Source organism: Pseudomonas sp. AP19 (assembly GCF_001728855.1).
GTDB classification, from domain to species: domain Bacteria; phylum Pseudomonadota; class Gammaproteobacteria; order Pseudomonadales; family Pseudomonadaceae; genus Aquipseudomonas; species Aquipseudomonas fluorescens.
Map to the genome: position 1 here is coordinate 1 of NZ_LXJP01000041.1, position 18200 is coordinate 18200.

An 18200-nucleotide genomic window follows, 5' to 3' on the forward strand; every position below is an offset into this window, starting at 1 on the left:
TCCCACAGTTGACCTGGGTGGCTGATTGATTGAGGTCAGATCACGTCACACACCCGTCGCTCACCGCCAGCTCCCAAAGGCTTGGGTTGTCACCACCGGCGTGAATCATCAACGGCCTGTTTTTCCCACGGCATGAGCCGGCCCGATCAGCTGTTCTGCAGGCTTATCTGAGCAAACTGCGGCATCATCCCGGCACCTCGGCAGTGTCGGCAGCCATAGACCCCGAGTACGACGGGCTCCTTCGCCACGTCGACGTGCGCACGTTGGACCCAGGTGGGGGCGACAAAGCGGTAACCCTGGCCGGGCGCCGTAGCGATGTAGACAGACTCGTCGTCGCCGAGTGCGCGGCGCAGGGTCTTGATCTGTGTGCGCAGGTTGCATTCCTCCACCACCGTTTTCGGCCAGGCGATACCGAGCAATCGGTTTTTTTCCAGCAGTTCCCCAGGCCGTGAGGCGAGGGCGATCAGCAGGGTCAGGGCGCGGCTGCCCAGCGCCACGGGTTGCCCGTGCTTGAGCAGCAGATGACGTTGGGGCAGCAGTTGGAACGGGCCGAAGTGGATCTCGAACGAGGCGTCATCGGTGAGGTGGCTGCGAGTCGAATACGTCATGTCTTTTACCTTTATGCGTGGGAATCACAGCTCGGCGTGGCTCCTTTTCACCCCGAGCTGCCGGGAAGGGTCAGGTGTTGATGGCAGGGATCGGGTCTGCCGGGTAATCGCCCTCCATGGTCGGGCCGCCGGTCAAGCCGTATTGCTGCAGCACCGGGGCCAGCTGCCCGTAAAATGCGTCTTGCGCCTTGCCGTGGGCATCGGCCAGCGCGAACGGCAAAAACGCACTGCCGATACCGCCGAGAATCGCCGTGGCGCCGCCGAGAATGCCGCTGAGGGTGCCCGCCACCGCGCCGATTTCCGTGGCACCATACAAACCGGCACCGGCTTCCACCAGGCCCGCCACGGCTGCGCCCGTGCCGAGTACACCGGTGGCGACCGAAAAACTGCCGGTGAGGTAATCACCTTTTTTCAGCGAGTCGACACCGCCGATAATCCCGATTACTCCGCCGATGATGCCGCCCGCCGACCCGATGATCTTGCCCGCCGCGCCGATATTGGCGATCTGCTGCGGTGACAGCGGGCCCTTGCCCACCGGCACCTTGCCGGGGAAATCGCCGAGGGTGCCGCCGTCCGGGCGGTTGACCCACGTGATGCCATAGCCGGCTTCCTTGGCGTATTTGGTACCGCCTTCGAGCAACAGCCCGGCAAATTGCAAGCCGGCCGACACGCGGTTGGCATCCGCCACCGGGGTGGTGCTGCCGCTGGCCGAACGCGCCATCAGCACGCCGCTCATCAACACCGCACTGCCGATGTGCAGCAGGCCCTGTTTGAATGCCGGGCTGACATCGCCGAACTTCATGCCTTCGATGGCTTTCGGCAAGGCGTCGGCGATCTTGTTGCCCTGGCGGCCGATGTCCCATACCGAACGCAGCATCGAGACCACTTGCGCCGGGTCAATCTTGCCGCCGTCGGAGGTTACGAACATCTGCGGATCTTTTTGCTGGGCATCGTTGATCGCGGCGGTGACTTTGGCTTCGTCAAAGTTGCCGTTGCCATCGCCGAGCGTGACGTTAAGCGTATCGGTGGTGGCACCACCGAGCAGCGCATCGCTGAGGTTTTCGTTGAAGTTGACCTGCAAGGTCGCCGCCTCATCCGCCGTCGCCTTGTCACCGAGGAACGCCTGGGCCGACGCGGTGCTTGCGGCGAAACTGCTGGCTGCGACGGTCGGGTCCATGCCGGCGGCCACGGCGTCGGTGAAGGCTTTGCCGGTCACCAGTTCGTTCTTGTAGTAGCTTTGGATCGCGTCGCTTTGCCCTGCGTTGGCGGCGACTTTGGTCAAGTCGACATGGCCATTGCCGCCCAGCGCCAGGTTGGCGATGGTCGCGTCGTTGGCAGCGTTTTGCAGGCCAATGCCCATGTCGATCTGCTTGCCGTTCTGGTCCTTGGCGTTGAGGTTATCGTTGAGGTTTTTGCCTGACTCAATGCCATCGGCAAAGTAATTTTGCATGGCGACTTTCAGGGTCGGATCGCTGCCGACGATATCGCTCAGCGCAGGGCCACGGTTGTTCTGCAGGAACGCCTGGACGTCCGGGTCCGCCGACAGGGTCTCAATGCCGCTTTGCAACTGCGCCTTGATCTTGTCTTCGTTGGGGTTCAGGCCGTAGTGAGGCGAGGTGTACTTGTCCATCAAGCCTGCGTTGGGCACATAGTCGCTGACCAACAGGCGCGTCTGCGCATCGCTCAGTTGCACCAGCACCGCGGCTTTCTGTGCGCCCGTGTAGTTTTGCGGGTTGGCCAGGATGTCGGCGGTCAGCGTGGAGGTGTCCACACCGGCGACGGCATCGCGGGTGGCGGCGCTGTCAAGGAAGGTCAGCGTGTCGCTGTCGGTTTTCGGCGCCTGTTTTTCCAGCCAGGCACCGATATTGTCGCGGGTGCCAACGGCGTCGGATTTGCCGGTGGCCGGGTTGTCGCCGCCGGTTTCGAGGGCGTGGAACATGCCGGGTTTCGACCACATGGCGGCGGCACCCGTCAGCTCGTTGCTCAGGGCCGAATCGCTGCCCAGTGCCTCGAGGTTGTCGGGGCGAATCATGCCGTCGTTGCTGCGCTGTTGATCGCCCGGGCGCATGGCGGTGCCGGAGCTGGCCACCAGGCTTTCGTTAGCCATCACGATGGCGGTGGACTTGGCGTTGGCTTTGGCCAGGTCGCCTGGATGGCTGCCCATGAATGTGCCATAGGCTTTCGACGCGGCACCGATGTCGCTCTTGGTGTTGCTGATGAAGTGGTCGACGTCGGCGTGGGTGATGACATTGTCGGCTTTACCGCGACCGCCGCTGTCCAGCGCCGCCATCAGGTTTGGGCTGCTGGCTACGTACTTGAGTACCGCCTGGGCTTCGGGTGGCAAGGTGGTGGGCGGGTTGGCGAAGTCGATGGGCGCACCGTGCAGGCCCCACGCGTCCCAATTCTGCGAGAGCAATTGCGCGGCGGCGCGGGGGCGGTTCAGGTCCAGTTCTTCTTTGGTGGGCGTGCCGCTGGTGTTGCCGGTGAGGGTGTCCCAGTCCCTGGCGCCGGACACACCGAACGACGAGTTGTCGATCCACGAGGTGTCTGCAGCACCCGCCGCGCCGGTGGTCCCGGCGTACAACTTGGCCATTTGGTCATAGAGCGCGGGAGTAATGTCCTGGGACACGATCACCTTGTCGCCGGAGGCGGTGTTATAGCGAATCAGGCCGGGCCCGACTTCTTCGGGAGGGCCGACGTTGGCGGCCGGGTCCAGGGTCTCGTTGGGGCTGGCCAAACGGTAGCCTTCAGCCTGGCTGGCATTGATTGCAAACAGCTTGGCCGAGTCGCCGCTGACCTGGGCGAACAGCCCCGGGGTTTCTTTCTGGCTGACCACAATTCTGTCGCCGGAAGAGGTTTCGTAGCGGATCAGCCCGGGGCCCAGTTCCGTCGTGCTGCCGATCGCCTTGTAGTTGCCCAGGCCTGGCGCCACGGTGCTGGCGTCGGCCTCGATGTAGCCGGCCGCTTTGCTCGCGGCGAGGTTCTTTTCCAGGTTCGCATCGCTCTGCTGGGCGTTGTACTGGTCAACCAGCGTCTGGTAGAGACGCGGGTTATCGCTTTGCTTGAGGGTGACCGGCTTGTCGCTGCCCAGCGGTGTGTAGGTGATGCTGTTGTTCGCCGGTGCCTGCACATTCTGATAGGGCAGGGGAATCGACGGGCCACGGATTTTGGAGGGTTCGAAGGCAGGTTGGTTGACGGCCGTGAACAGCGCGGTTTCGAATTTTTTCTGGGGGCCGTCCGTGCCCTTGCTTTCGGCCGGATCAAGGCCACTCGGAATCGCAGTCATAGAACACCTGGAAGTTGTTTCATATATTAAAGCCCGCGCACTAAGGCTTTCGGCTATTAGTGCAACTGTACTAATTACGCGCACATCACTAGTTGTTCGCGGGCATTGAAGGTCGCTCACGCCGAGCTATCAAACGCGATGAGCAAGTCGCTTTTGTTACAAATGGAAATATCTGCGAAGTTGGGCAAAAGGCTAGTAGTGAAAAATGTGAAGTCGATACGAAAAAAATGCAGATGCCGTGATGAACCGCTCGTTTATAGGGTGGGAAAGAGCGGCTTAGTGTTCAGCCATATTCGAGTTCAGGTGCGCAATCCCCTGTAAACACTGGGTATTGGCGGTGTTTGGGCTTTTCGTTAAAAGTTCCACGGCGAAACGGGGATGAGTTTTTCTCAACGCCAGGTTGAGCCAAACCGTTCACACCCGGTATCTGAAACGTTTCACAAGCTTTCACAGCGAAGGCGTTTTGATCGTGAGTAGTATGGCCCCCATGCAAACCAACGACGGTTCGAAAGCTCACTGTCTGACGTTTTGGGCGTTCATCCGGTTTGCATACTTTCAGCGTGCTGATGCGCAACTGAATAACTTCCCTATCACTGCAAGGAGATGAACATGGCTGATGTCCCACCAGTAAAAGCAGGCGGCGCCGACGACGCTATCGCGAAGATGGAAGCGACCTTCAACATGGCTATCGAAAAGTCGGCAAAAATCACTGAAATCAGCACCGCCAAAAAAGCGGAGCTCGACGCCACCAAACAGCGTCCGCAGAACTGATTCGCCAAACGGGCGGCGCCGGCGCTGCCCGTTTACTTCTGGCCCGCAGTTATCCTGATTCTTGACCCCGTTGCACATGCTCAAGGGGGCAAACCCGAAAATGACAGCCTTGATTTCCATGGGCCCGGTCGCCGGTATGGGTGCACCGACCCTGACGGTGACCAGCGGTTTGCACCAGGGCAGTTCCCTGGTGCTCGACCAGCCTGTCTACACCCTTGGCGCGGACCTCGCGGCCGACCTGGTACTCAGCGACCCCGCAATTGCCGGCCTGCACCTGCGCCTGCGTTTTTTTGAAGGCGGCCAGGTCGCGATTGAAGCGTTGGGTGGCGACGTGCTGTTCGGCGCGAACGTGTGCATTCCCCAGGGCAGCGGCCATCGCGCGCGCCTGCCTTTGCAGCTGCGTATCGGCACGGTAGGCGTGCGTTTGGCAGTGCCTGAAGGGGCGGAAAAACCTGCCCGTGCACGCCGTACATTTGCGCCGTGGATTGTCGCAATCGCGCTGCTGTTTCTCTGCGCCGCAGCGCTGGCTTTTCGCAATGACTCGCCGCCGACGCGCTCGGCAGCCATCGTCGAGGCTCCGGTTGTGCAAACGCCGTCCCACGCGCAGGCCAAGGCCTGGCTGGAGCAGCAACTGCAAGCGGCGCATCTGGATGCGGTAAAGGTCAGCAGCAGTAATGGCCAACTGAGTGCCGTCGGCAGTTTCGAACAGTCACAAAAACCGCAATGGCTGGCGCTGCAACAAGCCTTCGACCAGCGTTATGGCCAGCAGATCGTGCTCAATCCTCGCGTCACCGTGCGTGCCGATGCCGCGCGGCCACGGGTGCGTTTCCAGGCCGTATGGTTCGGCACCAACCCCTATGTGATCAACGACAGCGGCAAACGCCTGTACCCCGGCGCAGCGCTCGCGGACAACTGGGTGCTGGAGCGCATCGAGAACAACCAAGTGATTCTCGCCCGTGGCGAGGAACGCTTTACCTTCACCTTATGAGTCGATCTATGCAATGCACGCACGCCAACGGTCGGCGCGGGCTGGCCTGCGCGGGTGCCGGTACAGCCCGCCGCGGTGGGGGTTGGCCGACCGACATCGCCACCCTTGACCGTGCCCACTTCCTCACGCAGGCCCACGCATGAAAGTCGAACCCCGCCCGTTGATTCCCAGTGATGTGCGCAGCGCGCCGGTCGAGGCTGTTCGCCCGGTCAATTCACGCCAGGCCACCGCCTTCGAAGCGGTCCTCAAGACGCGCAAAACCCAGACCCGGCGTTCCCTGCGCAGTGACCTCGAAGCGCTGACCAGCGCCGCCGGAGTTGATTCGTTGCTGTTCGGCAGCGCCCGTTCCCTGCAACTGCTCGAACACGTGATGGAACACATCCTGCCGACGCTGGACGCGGAGCCGGCCATTAAACAACTGGCCCACGAGCTGATCGGCGAAGAGATCGACATGCGCCGCAGCCTCGAACAGCAACGCTCGGAGGTACATGCCTGATGGCCCGCGATAACCACGACGCTGTGCAACTGCTCAAGGGCATTGGCGAGCTGTACCGGCGCAATGGCCAGTCGCAACGTGCGTTGGTGATGTTGCTGATTGCGGTCAGTGTCGCGCCCCATGACGGCGTGTTGCTGCGCTCGCTGGTGCTGGCGTTTACCGACAGCGGCGACGCTAGCCGAGCGCTGAGTGCGCTGGACCGCCTGGTGGCGCTCGAAGGCGAGTCTGCCAGCCTGTTGCTGCTGCGCGCTCGTGCGCTGTGGTACGGCGAGCGCAAGGACGACGCGCGTCAGTGTTTCAAACGCTACCTGGCCGCACGCAGGGCCGGCGCATGAGTGCACTCAACCGCCTGAATAACCTGGCGCGTATGGCCGCGCAGCGCACCGACGTGATCATCGTCGCGTTCATGCTGATGGCGATTGTGATGATGATCATCCCGCTGCCCACCTACCTGGTGGACATGCTGATCGGCCTCAACATTGCCTTGAGCATCCTGATTCTCATCGTCGCCTTCTACATCGGCCACTCTGTGGAGTTCTCCGCGCTGCCGCCGCTGATCCTGCTCAGCACGCTGTTTCGCTTGTCGTTGTCCATCACCACCACGCGCTTGATCCTGCTGCACGGCGATGCCGGGCATATCGTCAAGGCCTTCGGTGACTTTGTGATCGCCGGCCAGGTGGTGGTCGGTATGGTGGTGTTCCTGATCATTACCGTGGCGCAGTTCGTGGTCATCACCAAGGGCGCCGAGCGTGTGGCGGAAGTGGCCGCGCGTTTCACCCTGGATGCCATGCCCGGCAAACAGATGAGCATCGACAACGACCTGCGCAATGGCGATATCGACCAGGCCGAAGCCCGCCGCCGGCGCTCGCGCCTGGAGCGTGAAAGCCAGATGTTCGGCGCAATGGACGGCGCGATGAAGTTCGTCAAGGGCGATGCCATCGCCGGTCTGGTGATTCTCGCGGTCAACCTGCTGGGTGGCATGCTGATCGGCATGATCGAACGCGACATGCCCTTCGGCGTGGCGGTGCACACCTATTCGCTGCTGACAGTGGGCGACGGCCTGATCGCACAGATTCCGGCGCTGTTGATTTCCGTGGCGGCAGGCACCGTGGTCACCCGCGTCAACAGCGACGGTGAAGCCGGTGACTTGGGCAGCGAGATCATCAAGCAACTGGGTGCCAGCTATCGCGCACTGGGCCTGACCGCGTTGATCATGATTGGCGTCAGCCTGTTGCCGGGCTTCCCCACCTGGGTGTTTCTCGGGTTGTCCGCAGCCTTTGGCGGTGCGGCGTTCGTGATGTATCGCCGGCATACCCGCCAGCCTCAAGGCGAGTTGGAAACGTTGGTCGAGACGCCGGAACCGCTGGTCGAAGCCCAGGCCGAACTGGACGACAACCTGCTCCCCGAGACCCTCGTGCTGCTGACCCTCGGCAGTGGCGTGTCCCAGAGCGCGCCCCGCCAGTTGCTGCGCCAGCGGGTCGAAGCGCTGTGCCACGAGCTGCGCACCGACCTCGGCGTGGACGTGCCGGTGCCGGGCATCTACATGGAGGCCAAGGCCACGCCGGGCAGTTACCGCGTCTCCCTGGAAGGTGTGCCGGTCAGCGAAGGCGAACTGCCGATCAACTGCCTGCTGTTGCAGGACGATCCGGTGCATGTGCAACTGCTGGACATCGCCACCGTGCTCGCCGACTCGCCACTCAACGGTCGCAGCGCGCATTGGATCGAGCGCCAGCACGAAGAGACCTTGCGCAACGCCGGGATTGGTTTCCTGCTGCCCGATGAGGTGTTGCGCGGTGTGCTGGAACGTAGCTTGCGCCGCTATGCCGCCGACTTCCTCGGCATCCAGGAAACCCGTCTGTTGCTGGAGCGCACCGAAGCCACTTACGGCGAACTGGTGAAAGAAGCGTTGCGCCTGGTGCCGTTGCAGCGGGTTGCCGAAACCTTGCGCCTGCTGGTCGGTGAAGGCGTGTCGATCCGCAACCAGCGCGCCTTGCTTGAAGCCATGGTGGAGTGGGGCGCGCGCGAAACCGACGCCGGGCGCCTGGCCGAACACTTGCGTGCGGCATTGGCGCGGCAGATCAGCCATCACTACGCCGACCGCAATCGCGTGATCGGCGCGCTGGTGCTGGCGCCGGGGCTGGAAGACCAGCTGCGCGCGTCCCTGCGCCGCCAGGAGGCCCAGCGCGAATTGATCCCCGAAGACCTCAGTCGTGCCTTGCTCGCCCAACTGCGCCAGGCCTGCGACAGCACCCGTGAGGTGAACAGTGCGGTGTTGCTGGTGCACCCGGAGCTGCGCCGCAGCCTGCGCCGGCTGGTGCTGCGCGGCGAACTGGAACTGGCGGTGCTGTCGTTCCGCGAACTGGCCACCGAATACAACCTGCAAGCGTTGGTGACCATCAGCCTTACCGATATCTCGAACCGCCGTGCGCCTGCCACGGCCTCCGTCACTTCCCTGGCGTCTGCCTCATGATGCGTTTTTGTGTGTTGTTGCTCGCTTTGATCTCGTGTGCCAGCCAGGCCCAGGAAATTGCCAATGGCGCCGGTGGCTCGATCAACCTGGCGTCCGGTGAGGGGCGGATTTTGCACTTTGCCGCGCCGGTGGATTCGGTACTGGTGGCCGAGCCGAATGTGGCCGACCTGCAGGTGGTGTCGCCCGGTACGCTGTATATCTTCGGCAAGGCGCCGGGCAATACCAGCCTGATCGCCCTCGGCAACGACGGCAAACAATTGGCCAGCCTGACCTTGTCCGTCAGCAGCGGCACCCAGGCGGTGACCACGCCGATGCAGGCGTTGCACCCCGGCAACGGCGCGCGCATTACCGGCGCCGGCAACCGCCTGATCGCCAACGGCACGCTTGGTTCGGTGGCCGAAGCGACTGACCTGAACGCGCTGCTCAACCCGCAGGGCCAAGGCTTTCAGAGTGCGATCAACACCACCGAATACGCCGGCGCAGCCCAAGTGAACCTGCGTGTGCGCTTTGCCGAAGTGTCCCGTTCCGAACTGCTGCACTACGGCGTGAACTGGAACGCGATGTTCAATAACGGCACGTTTTCCTTCGGCCTGATCACCGGGGGGCCGTTGGCGGCGGCGACTGCCGGGGGCTTGGCGACGGCAGGCAGCGGCTCGGGCAATGTGAATATCGACGGCATGCTTGATGCGCTGCAGGCCAACGGCATTTTGCAGATCCTCGCCGAACCCAACATCACTGCCATGACCGGCCAGACCGCCAGCTTCCTCGCCGGTGGTGAAGTGGCGATCCCGGTGCCGGTCAACCGCGACCTGGTGGGCATCGAGTACAAGTCATTCGGCGTGTCGCTGCTGTTCAACCCGACCTTGCTGCCCAACGGTCGTATCGCCCTGCAAGTGCGCCCGGAAGTCAGCAGTGTGGTCAGCGGCGGCACCGTGGATTTCGGCAACTTCCATGTGCCGTCCTTCAGCGTGCGCCGTGCCGATACGCGCGTGGAAGTCGGCAGTGGGCAGACCTTTGCGATTGCCGGGCTGTTCCAGCGTCAAAGCAGCCAGGACATCGAGAAACTGCCGCTGTTGGGTGACTTGCCGATCCTCGGCAACCTGTTCCGCTCCAAGCGCTTTCAGCGCAATGAAACCGAGTTGGTGATCCTGATTACCCCCTACCTGGTGGAGCCGGTGCGCGGTCGCACGCTCGCCACGCCCCTGGACGCACAACCGGCTACTGCAGCGGCCACCGGACCGCGCAGCGGCGGGGCGTTCGGTTTCTACATGAATTGATAAGGGGCCTGCCATGACTGCTTTTCGTCTGTTGATGTTGTTGCCCCTGGCACTGATGGGCTGCCAGACCCACTTGGCGCCGGTGTATTACTCGCCGCACTACCAGGCGGATGGTTGGCCGACTCAGTGCCAGCAACCGGCGGCCAAGGATGCGATCGGGCTGGATGAGGATTTCAAACCGACCCTGCCGTTGGGCTGTGCGAACAATTTGAATTTGCTGCAGATGGTCGAGCGCAAGCAGGACCTGAACCAGGGCCGCGCCACGGGGCCTGCCATGGCCGCGCCGGTGGGGCGTGCGGCGCAGGTGTACATCGAAGGGTTTGATCGTGAGCAGTTGCAGCGGCGCAAGGATCAGCAGGAAGCCAAGGCCGGCGCCACCGGAGGTCAGCAATGATTGCGCGCGGCCCGATGTCCGGTGAGCGCGGGCGTGCTGGCGAAGGTCACGGATTCAGGCCTGCGTTTGGCCCGCGTGGTTTAACCGGGCGCCCAGGATTAAAAGCACAACCAAACCCCGATCAACCACCGGCCGGTCGTGTCTCAGCGCGGGTCAACCAGCCCCAGTTCCCTGGCCTGCGCCACCGGATCACTGATCGCTTTGATGCGCTTGGCTTCGATCACCAATCGCCCGCGCTCGGCGGCGGGAATATCGTCCAACGGCAGTCCGGCAACCTTTTGCTCATACCCCGCCAGCACCATCACCAGCAGCTCATTGCGCTGATGCCGGGGCAGGGCGCGGGGCGACTGGGTGACGGGGGCGATGGTGTCCAGCGCCTGTTGCGACTGCCCGCCGAGGGCGTAGGCCAGGGCCAGGTTGCAGCGGTTGTCGAGGTCGTCGGGTTGCAGGCTGAGGCTTTTCGCGAAAGCGGTTTGTGCCGCCGTGGCCTGGCCATTCAGGACCTGGGCGATGCCCAGGCGCGTGTAGGCGACGGGCAGGTGGTTGATGTCGGCAGCCTGGCCCAACGCAGTCACGGCGCGTTGGGTTTTGCCCAACTGCAACTGCGCAGTGCCGAGACCGAGCAGGGCGTCGGCGTTGTGGGCGTCCAGGCCCAGCGCTTGCTGGTAAGCGCGCTCGGCGCCGAGTGCGTCCTTGGCGTCAAGCCTGGCCTGGCCGAGCTTGAGCCACACGTCGATACCGGCTCCCGGTTGCTGGGTGGCGCGCTCGTACAACGCAGCGGCGCTGGCATAGTCGCCGCGCTTGCTCAGGTCATTGGCCAGTTGCAGGGACTTGTCGGAATCGGTCGCAGGTTTGCTGGAACAGGCAGCCAGCAGCAGGGTACTGGCAAGCAGAAAATTCTTGGTCATCGTCACAACTCGTCGGGCGAAGGCGCAGGCCATGTAAGCATATTTTTGCTGGCGCTCCTATGGCTGTTCAGCGCCGGTTTTGCCCACGCTGGCGAAGAGCCTGAATGGTTTTCCACACCCTATGCCTACGTGCTGGTCGATCAGGATGTGCGCAGCGCGCTGGAAGAATTCGGCCACAACTTGGACGTGCCTGTGGTGCTCTCGGAGAAGGTGCGCGGCAAGGCCCGCAGCACTCTTCGCGCCGCCACCGCCGGTGAATTTTTGCAGACGCTGTGCAGCACCAACGGCCTCACCTGGTACTTCGACGGCCACCTTCTGTACCTCAACAGCAGCGACGAGATCAGCACCAAACTGTTCAAGGCCAGTGCGCTGAACCTCGACCAGTTGCAGGCCTATCTCAATACCCTCGACGTATTCGGCCAGCAACTGTCGATGCGCAACGGCCCCGAGGGCGATGAAGTCTTCGTGACCGGCCCGCCGCCGTACCTGGCGCTGGTGCAACAGCATGTGGATCACCTGCAACCCACGGCCGTGGCCCCCCCGATGGCGCGCGAGCGCGGTGTGCGGGTGTTTCGCGGCGCGCAAGTCAGTACCGAAACCCCAACCCAGTAAAGGAGCAGCACCATGTCCGTAACGGCCGTAGACAGCAACCTCGCCCCCGGTGGCGTCAGCCCTGAAGCCAAGTTCAACGCCGCAGTGGATAACGCCAAGGCGGCGGATAAACCGGCAGATAGCACCGACGCGGACGACGCCAAGTTCAACGATGCGTTGATCACCCAGGCCGTCACGATCGGCGGCCAGTTCATCATCATGCCGAAGATGCAGGAACTGCTGAACGACGCCATGTCCGATGACGACGAAGAGTAGGAAGCCCCTATGACTATCAGTCTCGCCGCCGGCGCTACGGCCTTGCCGCCGTCCGCCGGTGCGGGGCCCGCCGGGGCCTCGCAGAACCTGTTCGAGCACATGGCAAACACCGCCAAAGGCATGCCCGAGGGCGCGAGCCCGCACCAGATCGGCTCGGGCCTGATGGAGCGTATGAACAGTTTCATCGACCGTACGCGGGCCTTCTCCGAGCGTGCCGACCTGCTCACCAACAACCCGTCGGCACCGCCGCCCGCTTCGGCTGAGATCCGCACTGCGAGTGCTTCACCGTCCGCTGAGCCGGGGAAAAAGGTCGGCGAGCAACAGGTCGATCAGATCGTCCATTCCCTGGGCAAGATGTTCGACTACTCCATCGAAACCCAGATGGTGGTGCGCGGTGCGACGCAGATTTCCGGTTCCGCCAACACGTTGCTCAAGGGGCAATAACACCATGCCAAGCCCAAACCGCGCACTGCGTCTGTTGCTGATCGGCCTGCTCGCCAGCCTGCTGCAAGCGTGCAACACCGACCTCTATACCAACCTCAGCGAACGCGATGCCAACGCCATGGTCGCGGTGCTGCTGCGCGGTGGGATTCCGGCGGAGCGCAAGACCCAGGACAACGGCCAGCTCAAAGTGGTGGTCGACGAGGAGCGCTTCGCCGAAGCGATGACGCTGCTCGACAACGCCGGTCTGCCGCAACAGAGCTTTTCCAATATGGGCGAGGTGTTCAAGGGCAATGGCCTGGTGTCCTCGCCGGTGCAGGAGCGGGCGCAGATGATTTACGCCCTGAGCGAAGAACTGTCGCACTCGGTGTCGCAGATCGACGGCATTGTCGCCGCCCGTGTGCACGTGGTGCTGCCGGACAATGACTTGCTCAAGCGCGTGATTTCACCGTCTTCGGCCTCGGTGCTGGTGCGGTACGACCCGGGCACCGACATCAACACGCTGATCCCGCAGATCAAGACGCTGGTTGCCAATGGTATTTCCGGCCTGAGTTACGAAGGCGTCTCGGTGACCGCGATCAAAGCCGCCGTCGCCATCAGCCAGAACCCGGCGCAACCACGGCTGGCGCGCTTCATGGGCTTGTGGCTGCTGGAAGACAACCTGCCCCAGGCACGTTTTATATTTGGCAGTTTGCTGCTGATCGCCCTGGGTGCCCTCGGGGTACTGGCCCGTCAGCATTGGGCGCGGCGCCAGTCCCAGGCGTTGTATGTGCTCAAGGAGGGTGAATGAGCGTGTTGGCGCGCTGGCAAGGGTTGATCGCCGAGCCTTTGCAGTTTGTGCGTGGCCCCAGCCTGGGCGCGTGCTTTGCGGCTGATTTGCCGGATGACGTGCTGCACGCCCTGCAGGGCCAGCCGCGTTTTCGCCCGCGCCTGGAGCAGTTGCTGGTCAGCCATTACCAACTGGCGCCCCTCGCACAGTTGGCCACCCCGCCAGTGAGTGATCTGCCGGTGTTGCTGCTGTCGCCTGCGCAATTTGCCCGTTTGCCGAGGTTGTGCGGTGCGATCTGGCATGGCGCGACCTTGAGCCGCGAGATCCGCCGCGACGTGGTCCAGGCGTTGCGTGAAGGCTTGGGCGCGGAGGTCTTCGTTCAGGCCCTGGCCTTGCGCCAACTCGGCGGCGCCGCGGATTTGCTGCGTGAACCTGCCGAACTGATCGAGGCAATCGACCGTGACGGCCACGGCTGTGTTGCCGCGTGGCTGCACGCCCAGCACGCCGATTGGCGGGGTTGGCTGCGTTTGCGTTTCGACTTCCCCAAGGGCTACAGCGCGCGGTTGCCGCGTGACCTGGAGATCGTCCAGGCCGCCGCCGCGTGCCTGCTGGCCGAGGACATCACACCATGAGTGAATTACCGAGCCGCCCCACGGCGCGCATTTTGCGCGCTGAAGACGCTGCGTTGTGGAGCGATGGTTTTGCGTTTCTGCAGGCTGCCAAAGCGCAGGCGGAGCAGATCAAGGCCGACAGTGACCAGTGGCTGCAAGCCGCCCGCGCCGAGGGCTTTGAAAGCGCGCGGCAAGAGGGCGCCGAGCACGTTGCGCAGTTGCTGGTGCAGACCCAATCCCAGGTGCAGCAGTACTTGAGCAGCCTGGAGGCGTCGCTGGCCGACCTGGCTTTAGGCATCGTGCGCGAAGTGCTCGGCGAGCTGGACAATGCTGAGCGTCTAACGCGGTGTACGCGTCAGGCCTTGAGCGCGTTTCGCCAGGACCAGGCCTTGACCCTCTGGGTGCCGCCTGCCGAGGTCGACGCCTTGCGCCAACGCCTCACGCGCGAAGGCCTGGTGATTGCCGTGGCGGCAGATGAACAACTGGGTGCCGGCCAGGCTCGCCTGAGCAGCCCGGCGGGCTCGGTTGAACTGGGTGTCGAAGCCCAATTGCAAACCCTGCGCCGCAGCCTGCTGCCGTTTGCCGAAGAAGGTGTGGCATGAACCTGGCGAAACTGCTGCCACGCCTGACCGAGCGCCTCAACCAGACACGCCTGCGGCCAATGCACGGCACGGTGTTGAGCATTCGGGGTGTGCTGTTGCGCGCCAGTGTCGCCGGGGCAAGCATCGGTGAATTGTGCCAACTGCGCGACCCGGTCAGTGGCCGCAGCCTGAGTGCCGAGGTGATTGGCTTTGAGGGCGACGAGGCGATTCTTTCCCCCATCGGCTCCATGGAGGGCCTGTCCACGCGCACGCAAATCACCGCCACCGGCGAGGCCCTGGGTGTGGCCGTCGGTGACGCGCAGCTCGGTCGAGTGATCAGCCCGATGGGCGAGTTCCTCGACGGCGACGGCACACCGCCGACCCTGGCCTTGCACCATTACCCATTGCACGCCGAACCGCCGGCACCGTTTTCCCGGCAACTGATCGTGCGCTCCATGGCCCTGGGCATTCGCGCCATCGACGGCTTGCTGACCCTGGCCCAGGGCCAGCGCATGGGCATCTTCGGTGAGCCTGGGGTGGGCAAGTCATCGTTGCTCGCCAGCATCATCCGCAACAGCGAAGCCGACGTGATCGTGATTGGCTTGATCGGCGAGCGGGGCAGGGAAGTGCGTGAACTGCTCGACGTGCAACTCGATGCCCCGGCGCGCGCGCGCACGGTGGCGGTGGTTGCCACCTCTGATCGCCCGGCGGCCGAGCGTGTGCGGGCTGCATTTGTCGCTACGGCCCTGGCTGAATATCACCGCGACCAGGGCCGCAACGTGTTGCTGTTGATGGACAGCCTGACGCGTTTTGCCCGCGCCCAGCGCGAAATTGGCTTGGCCGTGGGCGAACCACCGACCCGTCGCGGGTACCCGCCGTCGTTTTTCTCGATCTTGCCGCGCCTGCTGGAACGCGCCGGCCCCGGCCCCACCGGCAGCATCACCGCGTTGTACACCGTGCTCACCGAAGGTGATGCCGCCAGTGACCCGGTGGCCGAGGAAGCCCGCTCGATTCTCGACGGGCACATCGCCCTCAGCGCCGAACTGGCCCAGCGTAACTACTTCCCGGCCGTCGACGTATTGCGCAGCCGCAGCCGCTTGATGGAGCAAGTTGCCGCAGAGGAACACAAACGCCTGGCCATGCGTATTCGTGAGCTGATGGCGCGCTACGGCGAAATCGAAATGCTGATCCGCGTGGGCGAATACGCTGCCGGCAGCGACCCGTTGGCCGATGAAGCCATCGCTCGCCACGCCGCTATCGAAGCCTTCCTGCGCCAGAACGCGGATGAACCCAGCAGCCTGGAACACACCTTGATCCGCATGCGCCAGGTATTGGCATGACACAGGAGCGAACCCAATGAAAACCGACCAACTGCGCACCCTGCAAACCTTGCGGGTGCTGCGCGAACAACGGGCCGCCAGCCAGTTGGCTGCCCAGCAGCAGCGCTGCGCGCACACCCATGGCGTATTGACCGACGCCAAGGAGCACTTGCGCCGGCACCGTGAAGCCATCGCCGAGGAAGCCCGTCAAGTGTACGCGTCCCTCACCGAGGGCTTGTCGGTGGCCAGTTGGCAGGCGGCCCAGGAGCGTTTGCGCGGCCTGTCGGATGACCAGCAGCAACTGGAAAACGACGTGACCCACGTGTCCACCACCTTGCACAGCCAGGAGCGCGAGCGTGATCTGTTTCGCCAGGAGCGCCTGAACCGCCAGCGTCAATCCGACGCCTGGCAAAGCCTGCTCGACGGCCGTGAACGCGCTGAGCGCCGCCTTGGCGAATTGCGTGACGAAGGCATTGGCACATGATCGCAGCCCTTGCCGTTCCATTGGCGCCGTGGCTGACGCACTACGACCCGGCCTTGCTCACCCTGCATAACCAACTGCACCGACGCCGTCGCGCCTGGCAGGGCCGATGCGCCGGGCAAGACCTGCGGGTGAGCTGGGCCGCCGCCACCGCCACCGTCAGTAGCCCGTGCGAGGTGCCGCTATTGCTCGGCCGCGCCCCGGCGCGCCTGCGCCTCTCGGCCGCTGCGGTGGAGCAGGCGCTGGTGCCGTTGGCGCTGCAGTTCGATGTGCAGTTGCTGCCCTCGTTGCCACGCGCGTTGTTACTGGAATTGGCGGTGCTCGACTTGATCGAGCGCCTCGAGCCGCTGCTCGGTCATGCGGTGCAGCTCCTGGCGGCCACCGACGGGCAGCGAGATTACGCCGTGCGCCTGTCGCTTGAGCTGACCTTTGGCAATCAGCCGGCCATGAGCGCGCACCTCGATCTGAGCGAAGGCGCCGCCGTGCTCATCGCGCAGTTGCTCGACCAATATGTCCAGCCTGAACCGGACCCATTGCCCAACCTGCGCCAGACCCTGGCGCTGGTCGCCGGGCGGCAGTCGCTGACCTTGGGTGAGCTGCGCAGTTTGCGCCCCGGCGATGTGCTGATGCTTGAGCCAGGCTCGGGCTTGTTGCTCGACCTGGACGGGCGCCTGCAGGCCCGCTGCCAATACCACGGTGAAGCCTTGCGTGTGCAGGAAGAATTGACAACGCCCCTTTTGGACATGGAGAACACGATGACTGAGGTTGATGCTGCTGCGGCCCTGGATGACCTGCCGCTCAAATTGGTGTGCCAGGTCGGCAGCCTGGAACTGACCCTGGCGCAATTGCGTGAGCTGGGCGCGGGCAGCCTGTTGCAGCTCAATACGCCCGACGTGGACAGCGTTGACCTGATGGTTAACGGGCGCCGCGTCGGCCAGGGGCAACTGGTAAAAATCGGTGACGGCCTGGGTGTGCGGCTGCTGAGTTTTGCCACTCCATGACCGGTTATCAGCCGAATCTGATCGAGATTATCCTGGTCGTTGCGACGATCGGGTTGATCCCGTTGGCGGTGGTGACGCTCACCGGTTTCATGAAGATCTCGGTGGTGTTGTTCCTGATCCGCAACGCCCTCGGCGTGCAGCAGACTCCGCCAAACTTGGTGTTGTACGGCATTGCGCTGATTCTTTCGGTGTACGTGACTACGCCCTTGATCGGCGATATGTACCGGCAGGTGGAGGGCCGCGATCTCAACATCGAGCATGTGGAGCAACTCAAGGACTTGGGCGATGCCCTGCGCCCGCCGTTGCAGGCGCACCTCAAGCGCTTCGCGAATGAGTCCGAGCGTGGCTTTTTTGTGCAGGCTACGGAAACGATCTGGTCGCCTGAGGCGCGTGCCGACCTGCGCGATGACGACCTGGTAGTGCTGATCCCGGCGTTTGTCAGTTCGGAACTCACGCGCGCCTTCGAGATCGGCTTTTTGCTGTACATCCCGTTTTTGGTGGTGGACTTGCTGGTGTCCAACGTGCTGATGGCCATGGGCATGTCGATGGTCTCGCCGAACTTGATTTCGATCCCCTTGAAGATTTTTTTATTCGTGTCGCTGAGTGGCTGGTCGCGCTTGATGCACGGTTTGATTTTGAGTTACGGCTGAGGCACGACCCATGGGCCAGGATGTTTTCCTGTCATTGATGAAACAGGCGCTGATGACTGTGCTGATGCTCTCGGCGCCCGCGCTGGGGGTGGCGATTATCGTGGGCTTGAGCGTGGGGCTGTTCCAGGCACTGACGCAGATCCAGGACCAGACCCTGCCGCAGGTGGTGAAGCTGGTGGCGGTCCTGTTGACCATCGTGTTCCTGGGCCCGGTTTTGGCCGGGCAAGTGGCGGAGTTGGGGAGCCAGGTGCTCGACAATTTCCCGTTGTGGACACGCTGACC

The 18200-nt window shown here is 63.4% G+C and carries 22 protein-coding genes; 19 read left to right on the forward strand and 3 right to left on the reverse strand.

Going from position 1 to position 18200, the window contains the following annotated elements; translation table 11 throughout:
* Nucleotides 1–146: 146 nt before the first annotated feature.
* Both A7D21_RS23860 and A7D21_RS23865 read right to left on the reverse strand, forming a co-directional pair.
* Complete coding sequence (locus tag A7D21_RS23860) at nt 147–608, reverse strand: transcriptional regulator (RefSeq protein WP_064452931.1); 462 nt, start codon at nt 606–608, stop codon at nt 147–149.
* A 70-nt stretch (nt 609–678) separates the two neighbouring features.
* Nucleotides 679–3894, reverse strand: a complete 3216-nt coding sequence (locus A7D21_RS23865; RefSeq protein ID WP_069552837.1) for a type III effector HrpK domain-containing protein — start codon at nt 3892–3894, stop codon at nt 679–681.
* A 609-nt stretch (nt 3895–4503) separates the two neighbouring features.
* Between A7D21_RS23865 and A7D21_RS35890 the strand changes: the two genes are divergently transcribed.
* The 8 genes from A7D21_RS35890 (at nt 4504) to A7D21_RS23895 (ending at nt 10290) form a co-directional block, all read left to right on the forward strand.
* A complete protein-coding gene (locus A7D21_RS35890) occupies nt 4504–4665 on the forward strand; it encodes a hypothetical protein (RefSeq protein WP_016969018.1) in 162 nt (53 codons plus the stop codon).
* Nucleotides 4666–4765: 100 nt separating this feature from the next.
* Nucleotides 4766–5653, forward strand: coding sequence for an FHA domain-containing protein (locus A7D21_RS23870; protein ID WP_069552855.1), 888 nt, complete (start codon nt 4766–4768; stop codon nt 5651–5653).
* A gap of 8 nt (nt 5654–5661) precedes the next feature.
* Nucleotides 5662–5796, forward strand: coding sequence for a hypothetical protein (locus A7D21_RS36310; RefSeq protein ID WP_255311486.1), 135 nt, complete (start codon nt 5662–5664; stop codon nt 5794–5796).
* Nucleotides 5793–6149: a hypothetical protein gene (locus A7D21_RS23875; protein ID WP_053256870.1), complete on the forward strand. Its 357-nt coding sequence runs from the start codon at nt 5793–5795 to the stop codon at nt 6147–6149. The genes A7D21_RS36310 and A7D21_RS23875 overlap by 4 nt, the downstream gene beginning before the upstream one ends.
* Nucleotides 6149–6484: a lipopolysaccharide assembly protein LapB gene (locus tag A7D21_RS23880; protein ID WP_053256869.1), complete on the forward strand. Its 336-nt coding sequence runs from the start codon at nt 6149–6151 to the stop codon at nt 6482–6484. The genes A7D21_RS23875 and A7D21_RS23880 overlap by 1 nt, the downstream gene beginning before the upstream one ends.
* On the forward strand, nt 6481–8619 hold the full coding sequence (gene sctV, locus A7D21_RS23885; protein WP_069552838.1) for a type III secretion system export apparatus subunit SctV: 2139 nt from the start codon (nt 6481–6483) through the stop codon (nt 8617–8619). Before A7D21_RS23880 ends, sctV begins: the two co-directional genes overlap by 4 nt.
* Nucleotides 8616–9896 (forward strand): type II and III secretion system protein family protein, encoded by a 1281-nt coding sequence (locus A7D21_RS23890; protein WP_069552839.1) that lies wholly within the window; start codon nt 8616–8618, stop codon nt 9894–9896. Before sctV ends, A7D21_RS23890 begins: the two co-directional genes overlap by 4 nt.
* A 13-nt stretch (nt 9897–9909) precedes the next feature.
* Nucleotides 9910–10290 carry a hypothetical protein gene (locus A7D21_RS23895; RefSeq protein ID WP_069552840.1) on the forward strand — a complete coding sequence of 127 codons (381 nt, stop codon included), beginning with the start codon at nt 9910–9912 and terminating at the stop codon, nt 10288–10290.
* A 143-nt stretch (nt 10291–10433) separates the two neighbouring features.
* Here A7D21_RS23895 and A7D21_RS23900 read toward each other — a convergent pair whose 3' ends face one another.
* Nucleotides 10434–11198 (reverse strand): tetratricopeptide repeat protein, encoded by a 765-nt coding sequence (locus A7D21_RS23900; RefSeq protein ID WP_053256865.1) that lies wholly within the window; start codon nt 11196–11198, stop codon nt 10434–10436.
* A gap of 39 nt (nt 11199–11237) precedes the next feature.
* Here A7D21_RS23900 and A7D21_RS23905 point away from each other — a divergent pair, with 39 nt between their 5' ends.
* The 11 genes from A7D21_RS23905 to sctS are packed head-to-tail and all read left to right on the forward strand — an operon-like array spanning nt 11238 to nt 18198.
* Nucleotides 11238–11810 (forward strand): hypothetical protein, encoded by a 573-nt coding sequence (locus tag A7D21_RS23905; protein ID WP_053257994.1) that lies wholly within the window; start codon nt 11238–11240, stop codon nt 11808–11810.
* Between the two features lie 12 nt (nt 11811–11822).
* The gene (locus tag A7D21_RS23910; protein ID WP_053256864.1) at nt 11823–12065 is read left to right on the forward strand and encodes a hypothetical protein; all 243 of its coding nucleotides are present in this window, start codon (nt 11823–11825) and stop codon (nt 12063–12065) included.
* 9 nt (nt 12066–12074) lie between these two features.
* On the forward strand, nt 12075–12509 hold the full coding sequence (locus A7D21_RS23915; RefSeq protein WP_053256863.1) for a hypothetical protein: 435 nt from the start codon (nt 12075–12077) through the stop codon (nt 12507–12509).
* A gap of 4 nt (nt 12510–12513) precedes the next feature.
* A complete protein-coding gene (gene sctJ, locus A7D21_RS23920) occupies nt 12514–13296 on the forward strand; it encodes a type III secretion system inner membrane ring lipoprotein SctJ (protein ID WP_069552841.1) in 783 nt (260 codons plus the stop codon).
* Nucleotides 13293–13907 carry a type III secretion protein gene (locus A7D21_RS23925; RefSeq protein ID WP_069552842.1) on the forward strand — a complete coding sequence of 205 codons (615 nt, stop codon included), beginning with the start codon at nt 13293–13295 and terminating at the stop codon, nt 13905–13907. The genes sctJ and A7D21_RS23925 overlap by 4 nt, the downstream gene beginning before the upstream one ends.
* Nucleotides 13904–14488 (forward strand): type III secretion system stator protein SctL, encoded by a 585-nt coding sequence (sctL, locus tag A7D21_RS23930; protein WP_069552843.1) that lies wholly within the window; start codon nt 13904–13906, stop codon nt 14486–14488. The genes A7D21_RS23925 and sctL overlap by 4 nt, the downstream gene beginning before the upstream one ends.
* The gene (locus A7D21_RS23935; RefSeq protein WP_069552844.1) at nt 14485–15807 is read left to right on the forward strand and encodes a FliI/YscN family ATPase; all 1323 of its coding nucleotides are present in this window, start codon (nt 14485–14487) and stop codon (nt 15805–15807) included. The genes sctL and A7D21_RS23935 overlap by 4 nt, the downstream gene beginning before the upstream one ends.
* Nucleotides 15808–15823: 16 nt before the next feature.
* Nucleotides 15824–16270, forward strand: coding sequence for a hypothetical protein (locus A7D21_RS23940; protein WP_053256858.1), 447 nt, complete (start codon nt 15824–15826; stop codon nt 16268–16270).
* Complete coding sequence (sctQ, locus tag A7D21_RS23945) at nt 16267–17268, forward strand: type III secretion system cytoplasmic ring protein SctQ (RefSeq protein WP_069552845.1); 1002 nt, start codon at nt 16267–16269, stop codon at nt 17266–17268. The genes A7D21_RS23940 and sctQ overlap by 4 nt, the downstream gene beginning before the upstream one ends.
* Nucleotides 17265–17918: a type III secretion system export apparatus subunit SctR gene (gene sctR, locus A7D21_RS23950; protein WP_017137580.1), complete on the forward strand. Its 654-nt coding sequence runs from the start codon at nt 17265–17267 to the stop codon at nt 17916–17918. The genes sctQ and sctR overlap by 4 nt, the downstream gene beginning before the upstream one ends.
* Nucleotides 17919–17928: 10 nt before the next feature.
* The gene (sctS, locus tag A7D21_RS23955; RefSeq protein WP_003208314.1) at nt 17929–18198 is read left to right on the forward strand and encodes a type III secretion system export apparatus subunit SctS; all 270 of its coding nucleotides are present in this window, start codon (nt 17929–17931) and stop codon (nt 18196–18198) included.
* Nucleotides 18199–18200 lie beyond the last annotated feature (2 nt).